We start from the raw sequence: 19,899 nt of genomic DNA on the forward strand, positions 1-19,899 counted from the left end.
GCTCTTGCCCAAGAATTTCAACGCGCATCGCAATCCCCGCATAAGACACGTCGCTAACGACGTCGTTAAACACGTGTCTTAGGCCATCAAGGCCTTAGGCGGCAGGCGGCGCCAATCGGGCGGTTACATGTCCTCGGAAGGGCGGGCCATCCCATAACCAACAATGGAATGCATGCAAGCTGGCGATATCTACAGTGAAGAGAAGAAGGAGATGATGCTCGACGTTTACCGCGAGGAATTTCTCGAGCGGCTTCCCGAATAGGAGAATTTGCAAATGTCGCTGGTTGCGGGGGCCTAAGCCCACAGAGACTTGTAACTCTCACATCGCGCGCCCACACGACCATATTTTACATCAGCCGAGCACGGAAAATTGCATACAGCGCGTATTGCGCAAGATAAGATCGTGTATCTGCGCCAAAGCTATCGGACAACATCCATGTGTTAGAGTAAGGTATTTTCAGCCCTCAGGTTGCTAGACCTCCCGAATTAAAACCAAAGCAGCCGATAATCGCCTCTCAATGTCATCAAGTCGCGCCGCGACCAAAAGGCTCTTTCGCCCTGCCGTGCGGATAATTGCCTCCATGACCTCATCGCAGTGATTTGCGAGTACCTCTTTCAGTTGTGTTATCAACGATCCCCACGGTAAAAATCCATATTTAAAGCTGAGCCGATTCGGCAGCTCTCAGGATTGACTGTGGGGATTTAGGTGCACATAGCGAAAGTCGTCATCAAACATTACCGCTGCCTTGTAAATTCGACCGTCGATCTCAATCCAAACCTGAATGTCATTGTCGGCGACAATGAATGCGGAAAATCGACCCTTCTGGAAGCAATACATCTGGCTTTAAGCGGTCAAATCAATGGCCGCGCTATCCAAGGCGAACTTCACCCTTATCTTTTCAATTCGAAGGTGGTTAGCCAATACATTGCAGCACTGCATAAAAAGTATGTCGGTCCGCCACCGCCGATACTTATTGAACTTTACTTCTCGGACGATCCGGCGCTGACGAAGCTGAAAGGACGGATAAATTCGCTGAAGCTAGATGTGCCGGGCGTCAGGATGCTGATCGAGTTCAACGAAGGTTATCGAGCTGAGTACGAGGACTATATCGCGGACCCCTCGCTCATCCGAACAGTCCCGATAGAGCATTACATTGTCCGGTGGCGCGATTTCGCCGATAATGATGTCACAGCACGATCCATCCCAGTTCGACCAAGTTACATAGACGCGAGCACTTTGCGGAACAATGGTGTTGCCAATCGATATGTTCTTGACGTGGTAAAGGACAGCCTGACGCGCGAGGAGCAGGTTAGCCTCGCTCTCTCATTTCGGCAGATGAAGGACCGCTTTTTGGCCGACCCCAAGGTGGCAGCCATCAACTCAGGTCTTGAAGCGAAAAAGGGGCATGTTTCTGACAAGGCGATCACCGTGTCGCTAGACAGTTCAGCTAGGGCGAGCTGGGAGTCCGGTGTGATGCCGCACTTGGATGATATTCCAATGACGCTCGTTGGCAAAGGCGAACAAAGCGCCGTCAAGATTAAGCTTGCCTTGGATGTCGCGGACAGCTCCCACGTGTTCCTGATCGAGGAAGCTGAGAACCATCTTTCATTTACAAATCTCGCAAGCCTGATCGCTCATATCACCGCCAAACGAGGAGAGCGGCAGCTGCTTATAACGACTCACAGCAGCTACGTAATAAACAAGCTCGGGGTGGATTCGGTCTTGATGTTCATGAATGGAATCGCGACCAAGCTAACGGCGCTCGATCCCAAGACCCGGGATTACTTCCTAAAACTGCCAGGCTACGACACGCTGCGCCTGGTGCTTTCAAAGCGTGCGATCCTGGTTGAAGGGCCATCCGATGAGCTTATTGTTCAGAAGGCCTTTCATCAAAAGCACGGAAAGATGCCCATTGAGGCTGGCGTCGATGTTATCAGTGTCAGCTCTCTCGCGTTCAAACGCTTTTTGGAAATCGCGGACATACTAAATACCAAGGTTGATGTGGTCACCGACAACGATGGCGACGTGGCTCGGCTGCAGCAAAAATACGCCGATTATCTCACGCATAAACACATAGCAGTTCGGTACGATCCCGACGAGCATGCGAGGACATTGGAACCGCAGCTTCTCAAGGCCAATGACCGGACCGTGTTGAATGATATCTTGGGCACCGCGTATACCACGGACGAAGAGTTGCTGAAGTTCATGCAGAATAACAAGACCGAGGTCGCTCTAAGGCTTTTCGAAACGGATAGAGCGTGGAACGTGCCGGAGTATATCAACCATGCGGTCGCCTAATCGGATTGTCATCGCTGCTGCGGGTGGTGGAAAGACAACACGGATCGTTGACGAGGTTCTGGGCGACACGTCAGCCCGGTCGGCAATCATCACCTATACCAGAAACAATGTTCGCGAGATTCAGGCCAAATTCTATCAGCGTGCGCGAGCCATCCCGCAACACGTAGAGATCATCCCCTGGTACACATTCCTTCTCCGCGAAATGGCTCGGCCATACAGGAACCATAAATACGACAAGCGTATAGACGGGATTTTTTGGACGGAAACGACGGTCGACAGGTTCGCTCCCAAATCGGACGCTGGCCGCTATTATTTCGGAGATTCGTCAAACATCTACTCGAATAAGCTCGCGGAGTTCGTCTGCGACTGTAACGCGATATCCGACAACGCGATCATACGTCGATTGGAGCACCGCTTTGAACGCGTCTACATCGACGAAATTCAGGATTTCGCTGGATATGACCTCGACATCCTCGAACTGATGCTCAGGTCCAATCTTGAAGTGGTTCTCGTGGGTGATCCCCGACAATCCACCTTCACAACCAACAATTCCAACCGTCATAAAGGTTTTCGCGGGCCCGATATCGTTAAGAAATTTCAGGAGTGGGAGAAAAAGAAGCTTGTTGAACTGCAGCATCTGGTCGAGACCCATCGGTGCAACCAACAGATCGCAGACCTAGCCGACAGCTTTTATCCCGACCACGAAAAGACACAGTCGCGAAACGAGCACCTGACCGGTCATGACGGCGTGTTTTCGATAAAAACAGGACACGTTACCGAGTACGTCAACAAGTTTAAGCCGCAAGTGCTACGATTATCCGTGACAACGGACTGCGCTGGCTTTCCAGCGCTGAACTTTGGAGAGTCGAAGGGCATGACTTTCGACCGAATACTAATATTCCCGCATAAGAAGGCCCAGAAATGGCTGACGACGGGAGACTACGAGCTTGTGAGTGGTGTCAAACCCGAGCTGTATGTCGGAGTTACTAGGGCCCGCTATAGCGTAGCATTCGTCTATGACGGAACCTCAAGTCTGAAAGAGGTCATCCCACACTAGGTCACACGACAGCGTTTGCAGAGCTCAGCTATGGTGCGTACCGACCGGCACAGAGTTGAAATATTTATTTACAATCATAGCGATAATGAATGAAATGCACTGGCCGAAATTTACGGAGACTTTTGCGTTTCCAATAGCTCAAGCGGGCCGGGACGGAATATGGATTTAATCAAAAACACTGGCCGCGAGCGAGTACTGGATAAGCTGGAGGAGTGGCTGCAGGCAGGCTCGGCAGTCGACATAATGTCCCCCAACCTATCGCTACATGCCTTCGCTGAAGTCCGCGAGCTATTGAATAGGGCAGACTCAGTAAGATTACTGCTTGAGGCTCAAGCCTCCCTACACTCCTTATTGTTCGGTGGTCATTCTGACATTGGCTATCGGAACAAGCTCCAGGGCCGATGGCACGCCAAATCCACTCTTGATTGGCTTGGGCGCCATGTTCAGGTTCGCTATGCTGATAAACTACCTCAATCTATGGCCATCATACGAAACACTAGCTTGCACAGGGCCGCGATTGGTGCCTGCTCGCTGACAACTGAGGGATTGGGCATAACGCCGGGAAGCCGGTTGGGGCTGGTGCAAGCAACGTCCAGGGACGAGGAAACAACTGCCTTCTCTTCATGGTTCCAGAGCGCCTGGGATACCGTCCCATCCGGACAAGATGCTGACGAGCTAGAGCGCATTCTTGCGGATGCAGCATCCCAGCGAGCCCCCTCCCTCGTCTACTTCAAGTTTTTATTCGAAATGTTCAAAGACTTGGGCGATGAGCTTGATGAAGAGCGAATTGTAAAATCCGCCACCGGCATCAGGAACACCACGGTCTGGAAAAAGCTCTTCAAATTCCAGCGCGACGGCGTCGTCGGGGCAATTGACAAGCTCGAGCGCATCGGAGGATGTATCATCGCCGATAGCGTCGGCTTGGGTAAGACGTTCGAGGCGCTCGCGGTCATCAAGTATTATGAGCTCCGCAATGATCGCGTCTTGGTCCTCTGCCCAAAGCGCCTACGAGACAATTGGACACTCTATAAAGCTAACGATCGCCGAAATAGTCTCGCAAGCGATCGCTTTAACTACGACGTTCTCAATCATACCGATCTGTTACGGGATGGCGGTACGTCAGGTGATATCGATCTCTCGCACGTAAACTGGGGCAACTACGACCTCGTGGTGATCGACGAGTCCCATAACTTCCGCAACAAGGCGACCCATAAGGACCGCGACACTCGCTACGATCACTTGATGAAGCGTGTAATCAGGGCGGGTGTTAAAACCAAAGTTCTGATGCTGTCGGCAACGCCGGTCAACAACAGGCTTGCAGACCTGAAGAACCAGATCGCCTTCATGACCGAAGGTAGCGACATCGCCCTGATTGATCACGGCATCTCCAGTATTGAAGCGACGATACGAAAAGCGCAGGGACAATTTAACAGGTGGCTGGACCTGCCCGATGGCGAGCGTCGCACATCACGCCTGATGGACATGCTGGGCTTTGACTACTTCAAGCTTCTGGACATGCTGACAATTGCCCGATCCAGAAAACATGTGCAGCGCTATTATGGTACAACTGAGACAGGGAATTTCCCCGATCGGCTGCAGCCGATAAACGTGAAGGCGGATGTTGATCTAGCTGGCGAGTTCCGTCCGATCCGCGAAATCAACAACGAGATTAGGCGGTTGACGTTAGGGGCCTACGCACCGTTGCGCTACGTGGTGCCGGACAAGCAAGAAGCCTATGACGCAAAATACAGCACCAAGATTCGCGGAGGCGAGAGCTATTTTCGTCAGGCCGACCGTGAGGAAAGCCTAATCCACCTGATGCGCGTCAATCTGCTCAAGCGGATGGAAAGCTCTGTGGCCTCCTTTGCCCTCACCATCAAACGTCAGCTCGATGACGTGAACGCGTTGATTGCCAAAATCGAGGCTCATGATGAATCCATCGACGAGCTTGCGATAGACGATGTGGACATCGACGATCCTGCCTTTGAGACGCTCCTCGTCGGCCGCAAGGTCAAGGTTCTCTTGCAAGATGTCGATCGGGTTCGTTGGCAGCAGGACCTGATTGAGGACAGAAATCGCCTGGCGACGCTGCTGTCGGCTGCACGCTCTGTGTCCGCAGATCGCGACGCGAAACTATCGGCACTAAAAGCGCTGATCACTCAGAAAGTTCAGGCACCGATCAACGGCGACAACAGGAAGATATTGCTGTTTACCGCCTTTGCGGACACTGCGGACTACCTTTACCGCGAGCTTGCCGATTGGGCGCGCGAGACGCTTGGAATCCATACGGCCGTTGTAACCGGCACTGGTGCAAACAAGACCACGCTGCAGAGCCTGCGCTCAGATATGAGCTCCATCCTCAGCGCCTTCTCGCCCCGGTCTAAGGAACGGCCGCCAGAAATGGCTGCTGAGGGAGATATCGATCTTCTGATCGGCACAGACTGCATTTCTGAAGGCCAGAACCTCCAGGATTGCGATTTCCTCGTCAACTACGACATCCATTGGAATCCCGTGCGCATCATTCAGCGATTCGGTCGCGTTGACCGTATCGGCTCGACGAATCAACGTATTCAGTTGGTGAACTTCTGGCCGAACCTTGAGCTCGATGAGTACCTCGATCTGGAATCGAGAGTGAGTGGACGCATGGTCCTCCTCGATGTGTCCGCAACCGGTGAGGAAAACGTCATCGAGTTCCAAGCCGGCAATCAGATGAACGACTTGGAATATCGCCGTGCTCAGTTACAGAAGATGCAAGACTCGGTGATCGATCTCGAGGACCTGTCCAGCGGCGTTTCGATTGCCGACCTCACGCTCAATGATTTTCGCATCGACCTTGCAGGTTATCTGCGCGATCACCGTGCGCAACTGGAGGCATTGCCGCTGGGTACCTATGCCGTGGTTTCACCGCCTGAGGACGATTTTGTTACTGCCGAGAACGTCATCTCGCCAGGAGTCATTTTTTGTCTTCGCGCTGTTGGTGAAGCGGCGGAGCGGTTGGCAGAGCCTGGGTATCCGCTAAAGCCGCACTTCGTTGTTCATGTCAGTGACGAGGGAGAGGCGCTATTGCCGTATACCCGTGCGAAGCAGGTGCTGGATCGCCTCAAGAAGGTTACCATCGGACGCGATCTGCCTGACGCTCAGGCCTGTGGCCGGTTCGATAAGTCCACGCGCTTCGGGCGGGATATGGAGCCTTATCAAAAGCTCCTGGCTCGGGCCGTTGCTTCAATTGCGGGAAAAAGCGAGGAGCGTGCGGTCGCAAGCTTGTTCTCTTCAGGTGGTACACATGCGTTGAAAGGGGAATTCGCCGGCATCAATGATTTCGAAGTCGTCGCATTTCTCGTGATTCTTCCGGAGACGAGCTCGGGATGAACGCAGCCGCATGCATCGGTGCTGTCGTTGACGCTCTCGGATTACCCGCGAACGCGCGTGTCGACATTCGCGTGCCGAAGAAAATCCTCGTGGAACAAGGCGCACCTACGTCGACCGACAGGCGCGCTATTCAGGATGGCATCGACGAACTGGTGTGGTTCGCGGCGTGCAAGCCGAGCACTGTCGGCGTGCCGGCCTTTGCGGACGAAATACGTGACTATGTCGAGATTGCCGTCATTGGCTGCGCGTTTCGTGAAGGAGCAAAGAGTAGCCGTCTCATCGAACTGATTCATCGCGCGATCCCCTATCCCGTTATCCTGATTACGGCTGACGATAAAGGGATCGACCTATCCGTGGCCCATAAGCGGCGTGCACAAAACGAGGCGGCCAAGGTCGTCATTGATAGAAATGCAATCACACACCTAACCGATCCGACCAAGCCGACGCCTAACGAGAAGGCCTTCCTACATAGCCTCGCGCTCTCGAAGCTATCGCATCAGGACTTACACGCTCTGTATGATGGATGGCTGGCACGGACCGAGGCGATGAATGCGGCCAACTTGGTCGGCTCTTACTCGGTGACCACGGATGAACACCAGATCGCGCGCCGCCGTGAGGCGATTGAGGATTACGAGAGGCTGAGCAAGGAAAACTCGCTTTTGCGGGCGCAGGCTGCGAAAGCGAAACGGATCAGCCAGCGCGTCGATCTCAACCAAAAGATAAAGGCGATCGAACGCGCCATGGAACAAGCAAAGCAGGCAATGGGGGGCGAGCAGCCATGAAGATTTCGACCATTCTGGACCATATCGACAGTGGGCATATGGCCCTACCGGAATTCCAGCGAGGGTATGTCTGGAACACCGAGCAAGTACGTGGTCTGTTTACCTCACTCTATCGACGCCACCCCGTCGGTGGGTTGCTGGTTTGGGCAACTGAATCTGTTACCGCGAATCATCGCGGCGACGGCCAGCTCGCCTCCGGCATTGTGAAGCTGTTGCTGGATGGCCAGCAGCGGGTCACCTCTCTCTACGGTGTCGTACGCGGCAAGCCACCTGCGTTCTTCGACGGCAACGCCAAGGCCTTTACGGGCCTTTACTTTAACCTTGCCTTGGAGACGTTCGAATTCTTCCAGCCGCTGAAAATGTCTGGAGACCCTCTCTGGATCGATGTGTCGGCCCTCATGAAGTCGGGGCATGACGGTGTCGGTAAGATCATGACCTCGTTGGGGTCAACTCCACCCGCGGAATACTATGGCCGACTAAGCCGCCTGTTGGGTATCCTGGAAATCAATCTTCATGAAGAAGAGGTCACCGGCGCGGACAAGACTCTCGACGTGGTCGTCGACATCTTCAACAAGGTGAACAGTGGCGGCACCAAGCTCTCCAAAGGTGATCTGGCGCTGGCGAAAATCTGCGCGGAATGGCCCGATGCCCGCACGGAGATGAAGGGCAAGCTGAAGGCCTGGAACCAAGCGGGTTACGACTTCAACCTCGATTGGCTCCTGCGATCGATCAACACCGTACTGACCGGTGAAGCCAAATTCCTCTATCTGCACAATCAATCAGCCAGCGACATTCAGGACGGCCTAAAGCGCGCCACCAAGCGCATTGACGCCTGCCTCAACCTGATTTCCGGCAGGCTTGGTTTGGATCACTCACGGGTTTTTTTCGGCCGCTTCGCCGTTCCCGTTATCGTGCGCTACCTGGATCAAAAGGGCGGTGCGCTGGATGAGGTGGAGCGGGACAAGCTCCTTTTCTGGTTTGCACAGGCCGGCATGTGGGGTCGTTATTCGGGCTCAACGGAATCCTTCCTGGATAAGGACCTCGAAGCGCTGGAAGGCCCGGAAGGCGGTCTCGATAAACTCTTGGAGCAATTGCGGCTGTGGCATGGTGGATTGCGGGTCGAGAAAGGCCATTTCACCGGCTGGAGCCTCGGTGCCCGCTTTTACCCTGTCCTCTACATGCTGACCCGAATGGGTGCATCCAAGGACTGGGGAACCGGCATCGAATTGAAGTCCGGATTGCTAGGCAAGATGAATGCACTTGAGGTGCATCACATCTTCCCGAAGGCACAGCTCTACAAGCAGAAGGTTCCGCGTTCGCAGGTAAACGCGATTGCCAATTTCTGCTTCCTGACCAAGGACACCAATCTCAGTATCCGCGACACACTGCCAGAGGTCTATTTCCCGAAGATCGAATCGAAGCACCCGGGTGCTCTGGCTTCGCAGTGGATTCCCATGGACGAGTCCCTGTGGAAAATTGACCGCTACGCCGACTTCCTCGAAGCCCGCAAGGAATTGCTGGCGGCCGAGGCGAATAAGCGGTTTGCCTCACTGCTGCATGGCGATGACAGATGGATTGCCGAACCTGCTCGGATAGCGATGATTTCCGCAACGGCTGCTGCCGGCGGCATCTCCAGCCCTGATGAAGAGGCAGAGCTGCAGGCGATCAATGATTGGGCCGTTGAGCAAGGCTTCGCCGACGGGGTCATTGCCTATGATCATTCGAACCCGGAGACAGGCGATCAGATCGCCGTTTTTGATCTCGTCTGGCCTAACGGGCTCCAAGAGGAGTTGTCAGAACCGGTCGCCGTGTTACTGAACGAGAACGACGAGACAATTGCCCTTGCAAGTGCTGCAGGCTTTCGCTGCTTCACCAGTGCCGCGGCTTTGAAGGACTACGTCAACAAGGAAATGCTCGGACAGCAGGCAGCGTAACTTAGCTGCTGGTCTCGAATGAAATGGACATGCGATGAAGAAGCTCGAACTGAACGACCCTGAAACCAAGAGCGCAGATATTGTCTCGGAAAACATCAGCGGCCTGCAGTCGCTTTTTCCGGAAGCCTTCCGCGAGGGGAAAGTCGATTTCGATGTTCTCAAGCAACTTCTTGGAGGCGCTGTTGAAGATCGAGAAGAGAAGTATGGTCTTAACTGGTATGGCAAGCGGAATGCTCGGCAGATAGCTCTGAGTCCCTCGGTTGGAACATTGTTGCCGTGCCCGGAAGATAGTGTCGATTGGGACACAACTCAAAATATCATGGTCGAGGGTGACAACCTGGAGGTCCTGAAGCTCCTTCAGAAGAGCTATGCCGGAAAGGTGAAGGTGATTTACATCGATCCGCCCTACAACACAGGGAAGGATTTTGTTTATCCCGATGATTTCCGAGACAACATAAAAAATTATCTCGAGATTACAGGTCAAGTTGAGGGTGGACGCAGAGTTAGTTCCAATTCGGAATCATCAGGTAGATTTCATACCGATTGGCTGAACATGATTTTGCCGCGCCTCAAGTTAGCTCACGGATTGTTGCGTCCGGATGGAGTAATTTTTGTTTCGATAGATGATAGCGAGGTCGCAAATTTGAAATTAATCCTCAATGAAGTGTTCGGAGAGGAGAATTTTATTGATACTATTGCTGTTGAGATGTCGACGACATCAGGTCCAAAAACTGTCAATGCGCAACAGGGTACGATCGTCAAGAACGTTGAGTTTGTGCATATATATCGAAAATCAGCTTCATTTGACGAAGTGAATCATACTCCACTTCTGGACGGAATTGACGCCTACGATACTCACTATTCAATTTGGTTGAACGAGAATGGTTCTCTCGGATCGTTGGCCGAGAAAATGGCCAGCGATCCGCACGTGGGACCAGATATTGAGAGGTTGGGTATCGGCGGGAAGAAGGGATTTAGCGTCAAGAACATGGACAAATTGCTGGCGGTTTCGGACGCGGCGAAGAAGTTCATTGAACAAAATCTCAAATCAATTGCGCGTATTGATAGGCCACCGGTTTCTGCAGCGGGGCAGATGACAGCTGCTGGCCACTGGGTAAAATACGAATCTGATCACCGTACCTATCTCTTAACCACGCTGGCGAACGGTACGCTACAAGCTCTGATGCCGCTAGCCCTCAACTATCGCATGTCCGATGACTACAAACCTAGATTTGGTCGTACAGTCATCAGGGGGGACCTATGGAAAGGCTTCCATCAAGACATGGGTAATGTCGCCAAGGAAGGAGAAATTCAGTTTCCAAGCGGGAAAAAACCTGTGCGACTGATCAAACAGCTGTTGAAGTGGGCTGATGGGGTATCGCGTGACGGCCTCGTACTCGATTTCTTTGCGGGTAGCGGCACAACGGGACATTCAGTGATGCACTTGAACGCCGAAGACGGCGGTAGCCGACGTTATATTTTGGTGCAGCTACCCGAGCAAATCGACGCGGGAAACGAAGATCAGAAGGCCGCAACTGCGCTCTGTGATAAGCTAGGAAAGCCGAGGAAGATTTCTGAGCTGACAAAGGAAAGACTTCGCCGCGCGGCAGGCGAACTGCAAAGCGAAAGCCCGATGTTCGCCGGCGACACCGGCTTTCGCGTTTTCAAGCTCGCTTCCTCGAACATACGTGCTTGGGAACCCGATGCCGCTGACCTTGAGTCCAGCCTGCTCAAAAATGCCGAGCACCTGGTCCAGGGCCGTAAGGAGCAGGACGTACTCTACGAACTGTTACTCAAGCTTGGCCTCGATCTCTGCGTGCCGATCGAGACGAAGATAATTGCGGGTCAGACTATCCAGTCAATCGGTGGCGGTGCGCTGCTTGCATGCCTCGGTGAGGGCCTCTCTGTGAATGTCGTTGAAACACTTTCGGCGGGCATCATCGCGTGGTGGAGAGAGCTTGCCCCTGCCGTTGAAACCCGGGTCGTCTTTAAGGACTCTAGCTTCTCCGACGATGTCGCCAAAACCAATATGGCGGCGATCCTCAATCAGAATGGTATTCTCGACGTGCGTAGCCTGTGAGGAAAAGGGAGATGAAGCTTCATTTCGAATCCGACCTCGATTATCAGAAGGCGGCGATCGAGGCGGTTTGCCAGCTTTTTCGCGGGCAGGAGACAAATCGCACCGAATTCACCGTAACACGTCGCTCAACCGGCGGCGTGCAGGGCGAACTAGGGCTGGTGGAAAATGCTCTTGGCATCGGTAACCGACTGACGCTGCTCGACGACGAAATCATGTCAAATCTCAAGGACATCCAGTTGCGCAACGGTCTGCCGCCATCCGGCTCGCTGACCTCTGGCGATTTCACCGTGGAAATGGAAACCGGGACGGGCAAGACCTATGTCTATCTCCGCTCGGTCTTCGAACTGAACAAGCGGTTCGGCTTTACGAAATTTGTGATCGTCGTACCCTCCGTCGCCATCAAGGAAGGCGTTTACAAGACGCTTAAGATCACTGAGGATCATTTCAAGGCGCTCTATTCGGGCCAGCCTTACGACTATTTCCTTTATGACTCTTCCAAGCCGGGCTCTGTTCGAACTTTCGCAACCAGTCCAAGCATCCAAATAATGGTGGTCACGGTCGGGGCGATCAACAAGCAGGAGGTGAACAACCTCTATAAGGACAGCGAGAAAACGGGCGGCGAAGCGCCGATCGATCTGATCCGAGCTACGCGACCGGTCATTATCGTAGATGAGCCTCAGAGCGTTGACGGTGGCCTTCAAGGCCGCGGCAAGCAGGCTCTCGATGCCATGAACCCACTATGCACTTTGCGCTATTCCGCAACCCACGTGAACAAGCATCACATGGTCTACCGACTGGATGCGGTTGACGCCTATGACCGCAAGCTGGTGAAGCAGATCGAGGTCGCATCGCTTGAAGTCGAGGGTGGCCATAACAAGGCTTATTTGCGGTTCTTGTCTGCCCGAAATGTGAAGGGAACGATTTCAGCCCGGGTGGAAGTCGACGTGCAGCGAAGCGGCCGCGTTCAACGCGAAGAAATCACCGTTCATGACGGTGACCATCTGGAAGACGAAACTGGCCGCGCGATTTACAGGGACTGCCGTGTCGGTGAAATCCGCATTTCGGGCGCGGCGTCCTTTCTTGAGGTCAAAACTGCGGGTTCAGAGGTCTTTCTGGAGCCTGGTCAAGCGATCGGCGATGTGGATGCCGATGCAATCAAACGGCTGATGATCCGTCGCACCATTCAGGAGCATATGGAGAAGGAGAAGCGGCTCGCGCCCCTCGGCATCAAGGTCCTCAGCCTGTTCTTCATCGATTCCGTTGAGCACTACCGCTCCTACGATGACAACGGGAATCCAGTGAAGGGAAAATATGCGACGATCTTCGAAGAAGAATACCGCCGCGCGGCCAAACTCCCCGAGTTCGTCAGCCTGTTCAAGGACGTTGATGTAACCTCTGACGCTCAGGAGGTGCATGACGGCTATTTCTCCATCGACAAGAACAAGCGGTGGACGGATACGGCCGAAAATAACCAGGCCAATCGGGATAGCGCTGAACGCGCCTATAACCTGATCATGAGGGAAAAGGAAAAGCTGCTAAGCTTCGACACCAAGCTCAAGTTCATCTTTTCACACTCGGCACTCAAGGAAGGCTGGGACAACCCCAATGTCTTCCAGATTTGCGCTCTGCGCGAAATGGGCACCGAGCGAGAGCGCCGACAGACGATCGGACGCGGACTTCGGCTCTGCGTCAACCAGCAGGGCGAGCGGCTCCGGGGCTTCGAGGTGAACACACTGACGGTGATCGCCACCGAGAGCTACGAGTCCTTCGCCGAAAATCTTCAAAAGGAGATCGAGGCAGACACAGGCATCCGTTTCGGGATCGTCGAGGAATATCTGTTCGCGAATATTCCGATGCTGGTCGAAAGTCCTACGCAGGGGCCCGGCATGGAAGAAGAAGGCGCTGCATATGATGCGGGCGTACCCGATGTATTGGGATATGAACGCTCCTCGGAAATCTATCGCCACCTGCGTGCCCTCGACCTTATCGACCGCCACGGCAAGGTTCAGGATAGCCTGAAGACCGCCATCAAGACAGGAACCCTCGCACTGCCGGCCGGTCTTGAACCATATCTGCCGGCCGTCACGGGTATTTTGCGAAAGGTCGCAGGCCGTCTTGAAGTCAAGAACGCCGACGAGCGCAAGCCGGTCGCGATCCGCAAGGAAGTCTATCACAGCGAAGAGTTTCGGGCGCTGTGGGACCGGATCAAGCATACGACAACCTATCGGGTGCAGTTCGACAACGAGAAACTCATTGCCGATTGCGCGCGCAACATCGCCAATGGACCACCGATCGCAAAAGCTCGGGTAACCGTCCGGAAGGCCGATCTCGCCATCGGCCAGGGCGGCGTGCTTGCCAAGGAGACATCGAGCTCTGGACCGATCGCCATCGACGAAGGCGACATCGTGCTTCCCGACTTGTTGACCGATCTCCAGGATCGGACACAGCTCACGCGGCGCAGTCTAGTCACCATCCTGATCGAAAGCGGGCGGGTATCGGATTTCAAGAAAAATCCGCAGGCGTTCATCGAACTGGCGGCTGACATTATCAATCGCACGAAGCGTTTAGCCCTGGTGGACGGTATCAAGTACCAACGGATCGGTGACCAAGACTTCTACGCCCAGGAACTGTTCGAGCGAGAAGAGCTAACCGGCTATCTGAAGAACATGCTGACCAACACCCAGAAGTCGGTCTACGAGCATGTCATTCACGACTCAGCCGGCGTGGAACGAACGTTCGCCGAGCAGATGGAAAAGAACGACGCCGTGAAGGTCTATGCTAAGCTTCCGGGCTGGTTCAAGATTCCGACACCGCTTGGCACCTACAACCCCGACTGGGCCGTGCTGCTTGAGGTCGATGGGCGGGAGCGCCTGTACTTCGTTGTTGAAACAAAGGCCAGTCTCTTCACCGACGATCTCCGTGATCAAGAGGCGGCGAAGATTGCCTGTGGCGAGGCACATTTCCAGGCGCTGGTGCGCGACAACAATCCGGCCAAATACGTTCACGCGACAAAGCTAGAGGATGTGTTCGACCACGTTTAGTTGCGTGGCTTGATCGCAACGACGAACTGCGGCTCCCGGAACCCTCAGCGTGCCGGGAGCCGCATGCCACGGTCACTTGTGATCAGGCGCGCACTCGAGAAGCAAATATGGCACGACAAACTGAATATTTTTGGGGGAGTGAATTCACGCATGGACGATCGCAGCGAAATCATCGCTAAATCGGCACACGATTCCATTGATTGCCTGGAAGTTGTCGCTGAAAAAGTTGAAAGCGAGCTATCAGGTTTCAGGTCTGCCAGCCCCTATCTTGCATCTGGAAATATTTTCACCAGCCCTAAGCAAGGGACCTCTCTCGGTGAGATTCGCGCAGCTAACAAAGGCGACCTCGAACGGTTGAGGTGGGAGCCGATTCTTGCACGCGTTGAGTATGAAGACGAGGACGGAAATCCGGGCGCGATTTTCATAGCGCCGGCTGCGGCTCCTGCTGGCACTGGCTGGAAAATTGCAAGCCTGAATGCGGAAGCTGGAAGGATTGCGTCAAGGCGACCCGGGACTGAGTTCTCCCTCAAGGTAGGCGGCAAGGAACAGGACGTCCTGATCAAGTCTGTCACCAAAATTTATCCGAGAAGGAAGCAGGGCGACTGGGACTCTTTCGACACGATCATATCTATGGACGGCTATGGCAATGTGACCATTCCGTCACTTAGACAATGGCTTGGTGGGTCCGTCGTTGACCCAAACGGAGTTGAAGAGGAAGAGATCGACTTGCTGGCCAAGCTGTTGGCCGAGGAAGATGAGGAACATCGTCTGATCGAAGGCATCAGCCGACCACGCGTGGAGGGCTTCGCGCTCCGTCAAGAACGGCTTGTCGATGAGTATCAGGATGAAATCTACCGCCTGCCGATCAATACGCAGCTGTTTCTTTCTGGGCCGCCCGGTACCGGTAAGACGACAACTCTTATCCGTCGACTCGGCCAGAAGGTCGATCTCAGCGAAGGATCGCTGAGTGAGGCAGAGCGATCTGCCATCGAGATCGCGGGCCCGCTTTCAGACCACGCTCGCAGCTGGATGATGTTTTCGCCCACCGAGCTCTTGAAGCAGTATGTGACGAGAAATTTCAACAATGAAGGAATTCCCGCGACCGACGAGAACATCAAGACATGGGATGAGTATCGTGACCAGATCGCTCGGGAGCATCTTGATCTGTTAAACACCACCAGCAAGCGGGGCCTGTTTGTATTACGAGAGGAGAATTCGCGATACCTAGTCGACAAGCGCCGTTCATCCGATGACTCAGTTTGGTATGACAGCTTCATATCCTATTTCTGGAACGCTTTGACGGAAGAGTTGAACGGGGAGGCCTCGGCGCTCCAACGCTCTTCAAGCCCAGAGGTCATGGAATTGGGTAAAAAGATCGCCAACATTCTGTCGGCGCGAAGAGGTGGTGTCGACGCCCGCATCATCGAAGATATGCTTCAAATTCGTGAAGAACTAACCCGGCAACTCACGCAGTTAAGGGGCCAGTTCAGCAAAATCCCGACCCAGTTGGTGAATCGCCTCCTGAAAGATAATGAGAACTTTCTAACGGATTTTGGCAAGCAAGCTACAGACTTTCGTCGTCAGCTGAGCGGTGACGAAAGCCCGGAGGACAGTGATGAGCCCTTTGACGACGATGAAGATGACGATCGCGGGAGGCTAACAGCGCAAGGCAGGCGCGCTGCGCTTGCCCAGTTTGAAAAGGTGCTTCGAACACTGGCGAATGCGAAGGCTCGTGGAAGGAAGCTTGGCTCGACGAGCTTTGCAGCGCGGATGGTAGATTGGCTTACCGATGCCAATTTGCCGACACCGGAGCAGCTGAAACAGCTTGCGCAGATATCGGCGACCCAAAGGGCGATCAGAAAGTTTCTGAGACTTGATCGCGTGATATTGCATTCGATCGTCGTCAAATTTCGAGCCTTCAGAACAGACCCAGCACTAGCTGGCGAGTGGTACTTGGAAAAGCCACCTGCGCCGTCGTCAATTTGCTGGCGTGAACTCGATTTATTGATTCTTGCAACGCTTCGGATCGGTCGAGAGCTGAACCGGAGTTCGGATCGAGTTCGTGACTACGAACCGAGCCAAGGCATACTTTCCAACATCAAGGGCCTCTACAAAAATCAAATCCTCGTCGATGAAGTCACGGACTTCTCGTTGATCCAACTCGCAATTATGCGTGAGCTGGCCAATCCCGCGCTTAACTCATTCTTCGTTTGCGGTGATTTCAATCAGCGGCTGACGGAGTGGGGAATTCGAACGGACAAAGACTTTGACTGGATTAGCTCCCAGATCAGGCGATACTCCGTGAAGATTTCCTATCGGCAAACGCGAAAGCTGGTTGAATTGGCCGGTGCTGTCAGCTCGATAGATGGACATAGCGAGGAATTTACACCTGCAGACTTCAACGACATCGAAGGGATTGCACCGGTGTGGGGTGAGGGCCTGAAAAGCGTCTCCGCCAAGGCGGCTTGGCTCGCCGATCGCATGCGGGAAATTGAAACCCGGGAGGGCCGCTTACCTTCTATTGCAGTCCTAGTGAACAGCGAGGATCAAGTAGAACCGCTAACCCAAGCGCTGAACGCCGCCTTGATTGAAATAAACTACAAGGCAGAAGCATGCAAAGATGGAAAATCCCTCGGCAGCAAGGAGACCGTACGCGTCTTCGATATAAAACATATCAAGGGCCTCGAGTTTGAAGCCGCATTTTTTGTCGATATGGACGCATTGGTTGACGCCAAGCCCGATCTTCATGGGAAGTACTTGTATGTTGGTAGTACACGAGCGGCGACGTACTTTGGCCTGACGTTCAGACAGGAAATTCCTCCGCAATTGCAAATTTTGGAAAAGCACTTTCAACCTGGTTGGGGAGTGTCATAACGGGGAAAGCGATGCGGATGCGTTGTTAATTTTCGTGTCCGCTGAACGAAGGAATAGTGGCATCGGGCATAGTAAGGCCAACCTTCTTAGAACCGCGCAGCCAGCGATACCTCAGCACTTTCGGTATTCGACCGTATTTAATCGAAGCATCGCAGGCGGAAATTAATTCCGCCTGCGATGCTTCGCGGGTGGTCAGGATGCCAGCAGTCCGGTGCGTGTACGGTCGAAGCGCAAACTCTGTCGCTCAAGTGCTTCAATTCCACCTCGCGACAATCCGAGCTTCGCGATCAGGGCGTCCACGAGTTCCGTCGGCTCCGGGTAGACCATCGTTGTCGCCCGATTCCAGAGAATGTTCTCCGATGGCGCAATGGCAATCGTTGCCGCCTCGAGTGCCACAATTTCCAACTCGCTTGCCTCTAGGGGCACGTAGACCGCGCGGCAATATTCCTCGATGAAAGCCGAACGAAAGTCTTTCGCAATCTTAGCGTCGGGATCACCCTGCTGCGTCAACCGATCGCGATACATCCTGCCAGTGTTGTAAATCTTCGAAAAGTAATGGCTGTGCGTTTCGGACCCTGTTCGATGGCGCTGGTGGATACGCTTGCGAAAATTCTCAGCCTCTCTCGTTGTGCAGCCGATGTAGCGAAGATGCTGATCGTGATCGATCAAGCCGTAGATGCCACGCTGATCACGCGGCAGATTGGTTGTCTTCATTGGGGTCTGGGCAAGGAGCGTGGCGAGTACATCAGTATTCTTCATATCATTTTCCTTAAAAAGAACAGCACTCGGCATTCCCGCTCCAGGAAATGGAGGGGTTGAAATAGCCGATCGAAGCTGAGGGATTGCGTGCTGCCGCTAGACAGTCGGCACGGAGAGGGTAAATCGCGTGAGAAGCGATCTGGTCTGCTTAATCTTTGATGTTGTTAAGGTCCCATCTGCTGAGCACAGTCCATCCTGACGCCTTCACAATCCCCCAGTTGCCTTGGGAATTCGGCCGACGCCAGCGAGGCGTTTCCATTTCGCTCAGTGCCCGCAGTGCAGCGTCGTAGCTCTCGATAGTCAACTCCTGTCCTTTCTCACCGACCATGTAGCCGCTTCTGCGTCGCAGGCCCGGATGGAAGACAGTTCCGTCAGAAGCTTGGGGTACTCGTACCTCGGTCATTTCATTCTCCTTCTCCAAAAGTGGTTCCTCATTCCATATGGATGGCCAAAAAGCCGCGCGGCCATGCAACCAGCGTTCAGCGTCAGCCGCCGAGATTTTCCCCTCTATGGACCGAACCTCAGCACTGGTTCCTGACATGAGGTTTCGAACCCGTCCCTCCGACACACCGCCGAGAATGGCGAGGGCAAGTGGCTCAATTAGGCCTGTCTTTTGCTCAAGGCTGCGCCGCGCGGCAGCAACGTCGATTATCTTAGAAACGATGCGGTCGTCGCACCTAGACGGTGCCTTCTCATGCAATGCTTTCGCCAATACCAGCTGGCCATCAAGGTAGCCGTCAATGTCTCCGATCGCAGGTCGGTCAATAACGTCACCGTAAAGGCCATAGTATGCCAGCGATCGAAACAGTAGTGCTGCCGGCAAGTCGTCGACGGCCACCGGCTCGATCATCTGCGTCCCTTTCGCCAAAGCCAAGAATTCCGCTTGAGCTTTTAGACACGCGTCCAGCCATGGTGTCGAATCCCATTCCCACCGATCTTCACTCGTTAGAAGTTTGTCCCAATCCATGCGGCGTTGCGCAGATGAACGACCGTCTGTCATTTTTCAGCCTCAATTCGTGAAATATAAATATCACGATCATCCTCATAATCAACCTCAAATCGTGAAGTGATGAAGATTTTATTGAGGCTAACTTTCGATTCCTGTGCAAACGTCGTGATAAGGAGTAACGGGGGGAATACGAATAGGAGATACAAACGGCGTACACCATTCGAAAGGAAAGCAGCCAGAGCAGCGTCATCCGAGACAGCGGCTCTGCCGCCACGAAGAGATTAGACGAGGACACTCGCCCTCAGATGACGCTTGGGCCGAAACGGAAATAGCCCGTCAGAATAGCGATCCGCGATTTCATGGAACACATCCTCGCTCTCCCGAACATCAAAGCCCAGGCGCTCCAGGTCATCCACCAGTGAATCCCTCACCTTGCCGAGCGCGCGGTGGGGTTCCTTCTGCTCAAGCGCGGCGGTTATGATCTGCCAGAGCAATATCCTTGCCAGATCGTCCCGAGACGGCCGTTTCCGCGCCTTGGCCTCATCACGCACCTTCTGCTGGCGTGCCGCTTGCTTCGATTTTTTTGTCATCCCTTGGCTCCCTTGTTAGCTTGGAGCCTTATCGTGCTCGCCGGGCATGCAAGGGACAAACAGCCGCTGCCATCTCTCGGACAGTGAATCAAAGCCTAAGACCATGCACCGACGGCTATTCGGCGCAAACGCCGTTTCGAAGAATCGCAAAATCGGATTTCTGCA

11 protein-coding genes are annotated in these 19,899 nt (G+C 53.9%); 8 read left to right on the plus strand and 3 right to left on the minus strand.

Annotated elements, in window-relative coordinates; translation table 11 throughout:
• The first annotated feature begins 706 nt into the window (after nucleotides 1-706).
• The 8 genes from ACI3K0_RS28460 (at nucleotide 707) to ACI3K0_RS28495 (ending at nucleotide 17,436) form a co-directional block, all read left to right on the plus strand.
• On the plus strand, nucleotides 707-2,299 hold the full coding sequence (locus tag ACI3K0_RS28460) for an ATP-dependent nuclease (RefSeq protein WP_404946788.1): 1,593 nt from the start codon (nucleotides 707-709) through the stop codon (nucleotides 2,297-2,299).
• Nucleotides 2,286-3,356 carry a UvrD-helicase domain-containing protein gene (locus tag ACI3K0_RS28465; RefSeq protein ID WP_404946789.1) on the plus strand — a complete coding sequence of 357 codons (1,071 nt, stop codon included), beginning with the start codon at nucleotides 2,286-2,288 and terminating at the stop codon, nucleotides 3,354-3,356. The genes ACI3K0_RS28460 and ACI3K0_RS28465 overlap by 14 nt, the downstream gene beginning before the upstream one ends.
• A 579-nt stretch (nucleotides 3,357-3,935) precedes the next feature.
• The gene (locus ACI3K0_RS28470) at nucleotides 3,936-6,725 is read left to right on the plus strand and encodes a helicase-related protein (RefSeq protein ID WP_404946805.1); all 2,790 of its coding nucleotides are present in this window, start codon (nucleotides 3,936-3,938) and stop codon (nucleotides 6,723-6,725) included.
• Nucleotides 6,722-7,507 carry a DUF4391 domain-containing protein gene (locus ACI3K0_RS28475; protein WP_404946790.1) on the plus strand — a complete coding sequence of 262 codons (786 nt, stop codon included), beginning with the start codon at nucleotides 6,722-6,724 and terminating at the stop codon, nucleotides 7,505-7,507. The genes ACI3K0_RS28470 and ACI3K0_RS28475 overlap by 4 nt, the downstream gene beginning before the upstream one ends.
• Nucleotides 7,504-9,441, plus strand: a complete 1,938-nt coding sequence (locus ACI3K0_RS28480) for a DUF262 domain-containing protein (RefSeq protein WP_404946791.1) — start codon at nucleotides 7,504-7,506, stop codon at nucleotides 9,439-9,441. The genes ACI3K0_RS28475 and ACI3K0_RS28480 overlap by 4 nt, the downstream gene beginning before the upstream one ends.
• A gap of 34 nt (nucleotides 9,442-9,475) precedes the next feature.
• Nucleotides 9,476-11,521 (plus strand): site-specific DNA-methyltransferase, encoded by a 2,046-nt coding sequence (locus ACI3K0_RS28485; RefSeq protein ID WP_404946792.1) that lies wholly within the window; start codon nucleotides 9,476-9,478, stop codon nucleotides 11,519-11,521.
• Between the two features lie 11 nt (nucleotides 11,522-11,532).
• A complete protein-coding gene (locus tag ACI3K0_RS28490; protein ID WP_404946793.1) occupies nucleotides 11,533-14,562 on the plus strand; it encodes a type III restriction-modification system endonuclease in 3,030 nt (1,009 codons plus the stop codon).
• Between the two features lie 150 nt (nucleotides 14,563-14,712).
• Nucleotides 14,713-17,436 carry an ATP-binding domain-containing protein gene (locus ACI3K0_RS28495; protein WP_404946794.1) on the plus strand — a complete coding sequence of 908 codons (2,724 nt, stop codon included), beginning with the start codon at nucleotides 14,713-14,715 and terminating at the stop codon, nucleotides 17,434-17,436.
• Between the two features lie 192 nt (nucleotides 17,437-17,628).
• On the opposite strand, the gene ACI3K0_RS28500 is transcribed toward ACI3K0_RS28495, so the two are convergent.
• The 3 genes from ACI3K0_RS28500 to ACI3K0_RS28510 all read right to left on the minus strand — a co-directional run bounded on the left by ACI3K0_RS28500 (nucleotide 17,629) and on the right by ACI3K0_RS28510 (nucleotide 19,734).
• Entirely contained in the window at nucleotides 17,629-18,195 is a 567-nt protein-coding gene (locus ACI3K0_RS28500; RefSeq protein WP_404946795.1) for a hypothetical protein, read from the minus strand.
• Nucleotides 18,196-18,343: 148 nt separating this feature from the next.
• Nucleotides 18,344-19,195 (minus strand): hypothetical protein, encoded by an 852-nt coding sequence (locus ACI3K0_RS28505; protein WP_404946796.1) that lies wholly within the window; start codon nucleotides 19,193-19,195, stop codon nucleotides 18,344-18,346.
• A 230-nt stretch (nucleotides 19,196-19,425) separates the two neighbouring features.
• Entirely contained in the window at nucleotides 19,426-19,734 is a 309-nt protein-coding gene (locus tag ACI3K0_RS28510; protein WP_404946797.1) for a hypothetical protein, read from the minus strand.
• Between the last annotated feature and the right edge of the window lie 165 nt (nucleotides 19,735-19,899).

It is taken from the genome of Rhizobium sp. ZW T2_16, assembly GCF_044987325.1.
GTDB classification, from domain to species: domain Bacteria; phylum Pseudomonadota; class Alphaproteobacteria; order Rhizobiales; family Rhizobiaceae; genus Neorhizobium; species Neorhizobium cellulosilyticum.

What these genes read in the sequence shown, in the direction of transcription:
- ACI3K0_RS28505 (WP_404946796.1), bottom strand. Translation starts at nt 19,195, where the DNA reads ATGACAGACGGTCGTTCATCTGCGCAACGCCGCATGGATTGGGACAAA.
- ACI3K0_RS28500 (WP_404946795.1), bottom strand. Translation starts at nt 18,195, where the DNA reads ATGAAGAATACTGATGTACTCGCCACGCTCCTTGCCCAGACCCCAATG.
- ACI3K0_RS28490 (WP_404946793.1), top strand. Translation starts at nt 11,533, where the DNA reads ATGAAGCTTCATTTCGAATCCGACCTCGATTATCAGAAGGCGGCGATC.
- ACI3K0_RS28485 (WP_404946792.1), top strand. Translation starts at nt 9,476, where the DNA reads ATGAAGAAGCTCGAACTGAACGACCCTGAAACCAAGAGCGCAGATATT.
- ACI3K0_RS28480 (WP_404946791.1), top strand. Translation starts at nt 7,504, where the DNA reads ATGAAGATTTCGACCATTCTGGACCATATCGACAGTGGGCATATGGCC.
- ACI3K0_RS28465 (WP_404946789.1), top strand. Translation starts at nt 2,286, where the DNA reads ATGCGGTCGCCTAATCGGATTGTCATCGCTGCTGCGGGTGGTGGAAAG.
- ACI3K0_RS28475 (WP_404946790.1), top strand. Translation starts at nt 6,722, where the DNA reads ATGAACGCAGCCGCATGCATCGGTGCTGTCGTTGACGCTCTCGGATTA.
- ACI3K0_RS28510 (WP_404946797.1), bottom strand. Translation starts at nt 19,734, where the DNA reads ATGACAAAAAAATCGAAGCAAGCGGCACGCCAGCAGAAGGTGCGTGAT.
- ACI3K0_RS28495 (WP_404946794.1), top strand. Translation starts at nt 14,713, where the DNA reads ATGGACGATCGCAGCGAAATCATCGCTAAATCGGCACACGATTCCATT.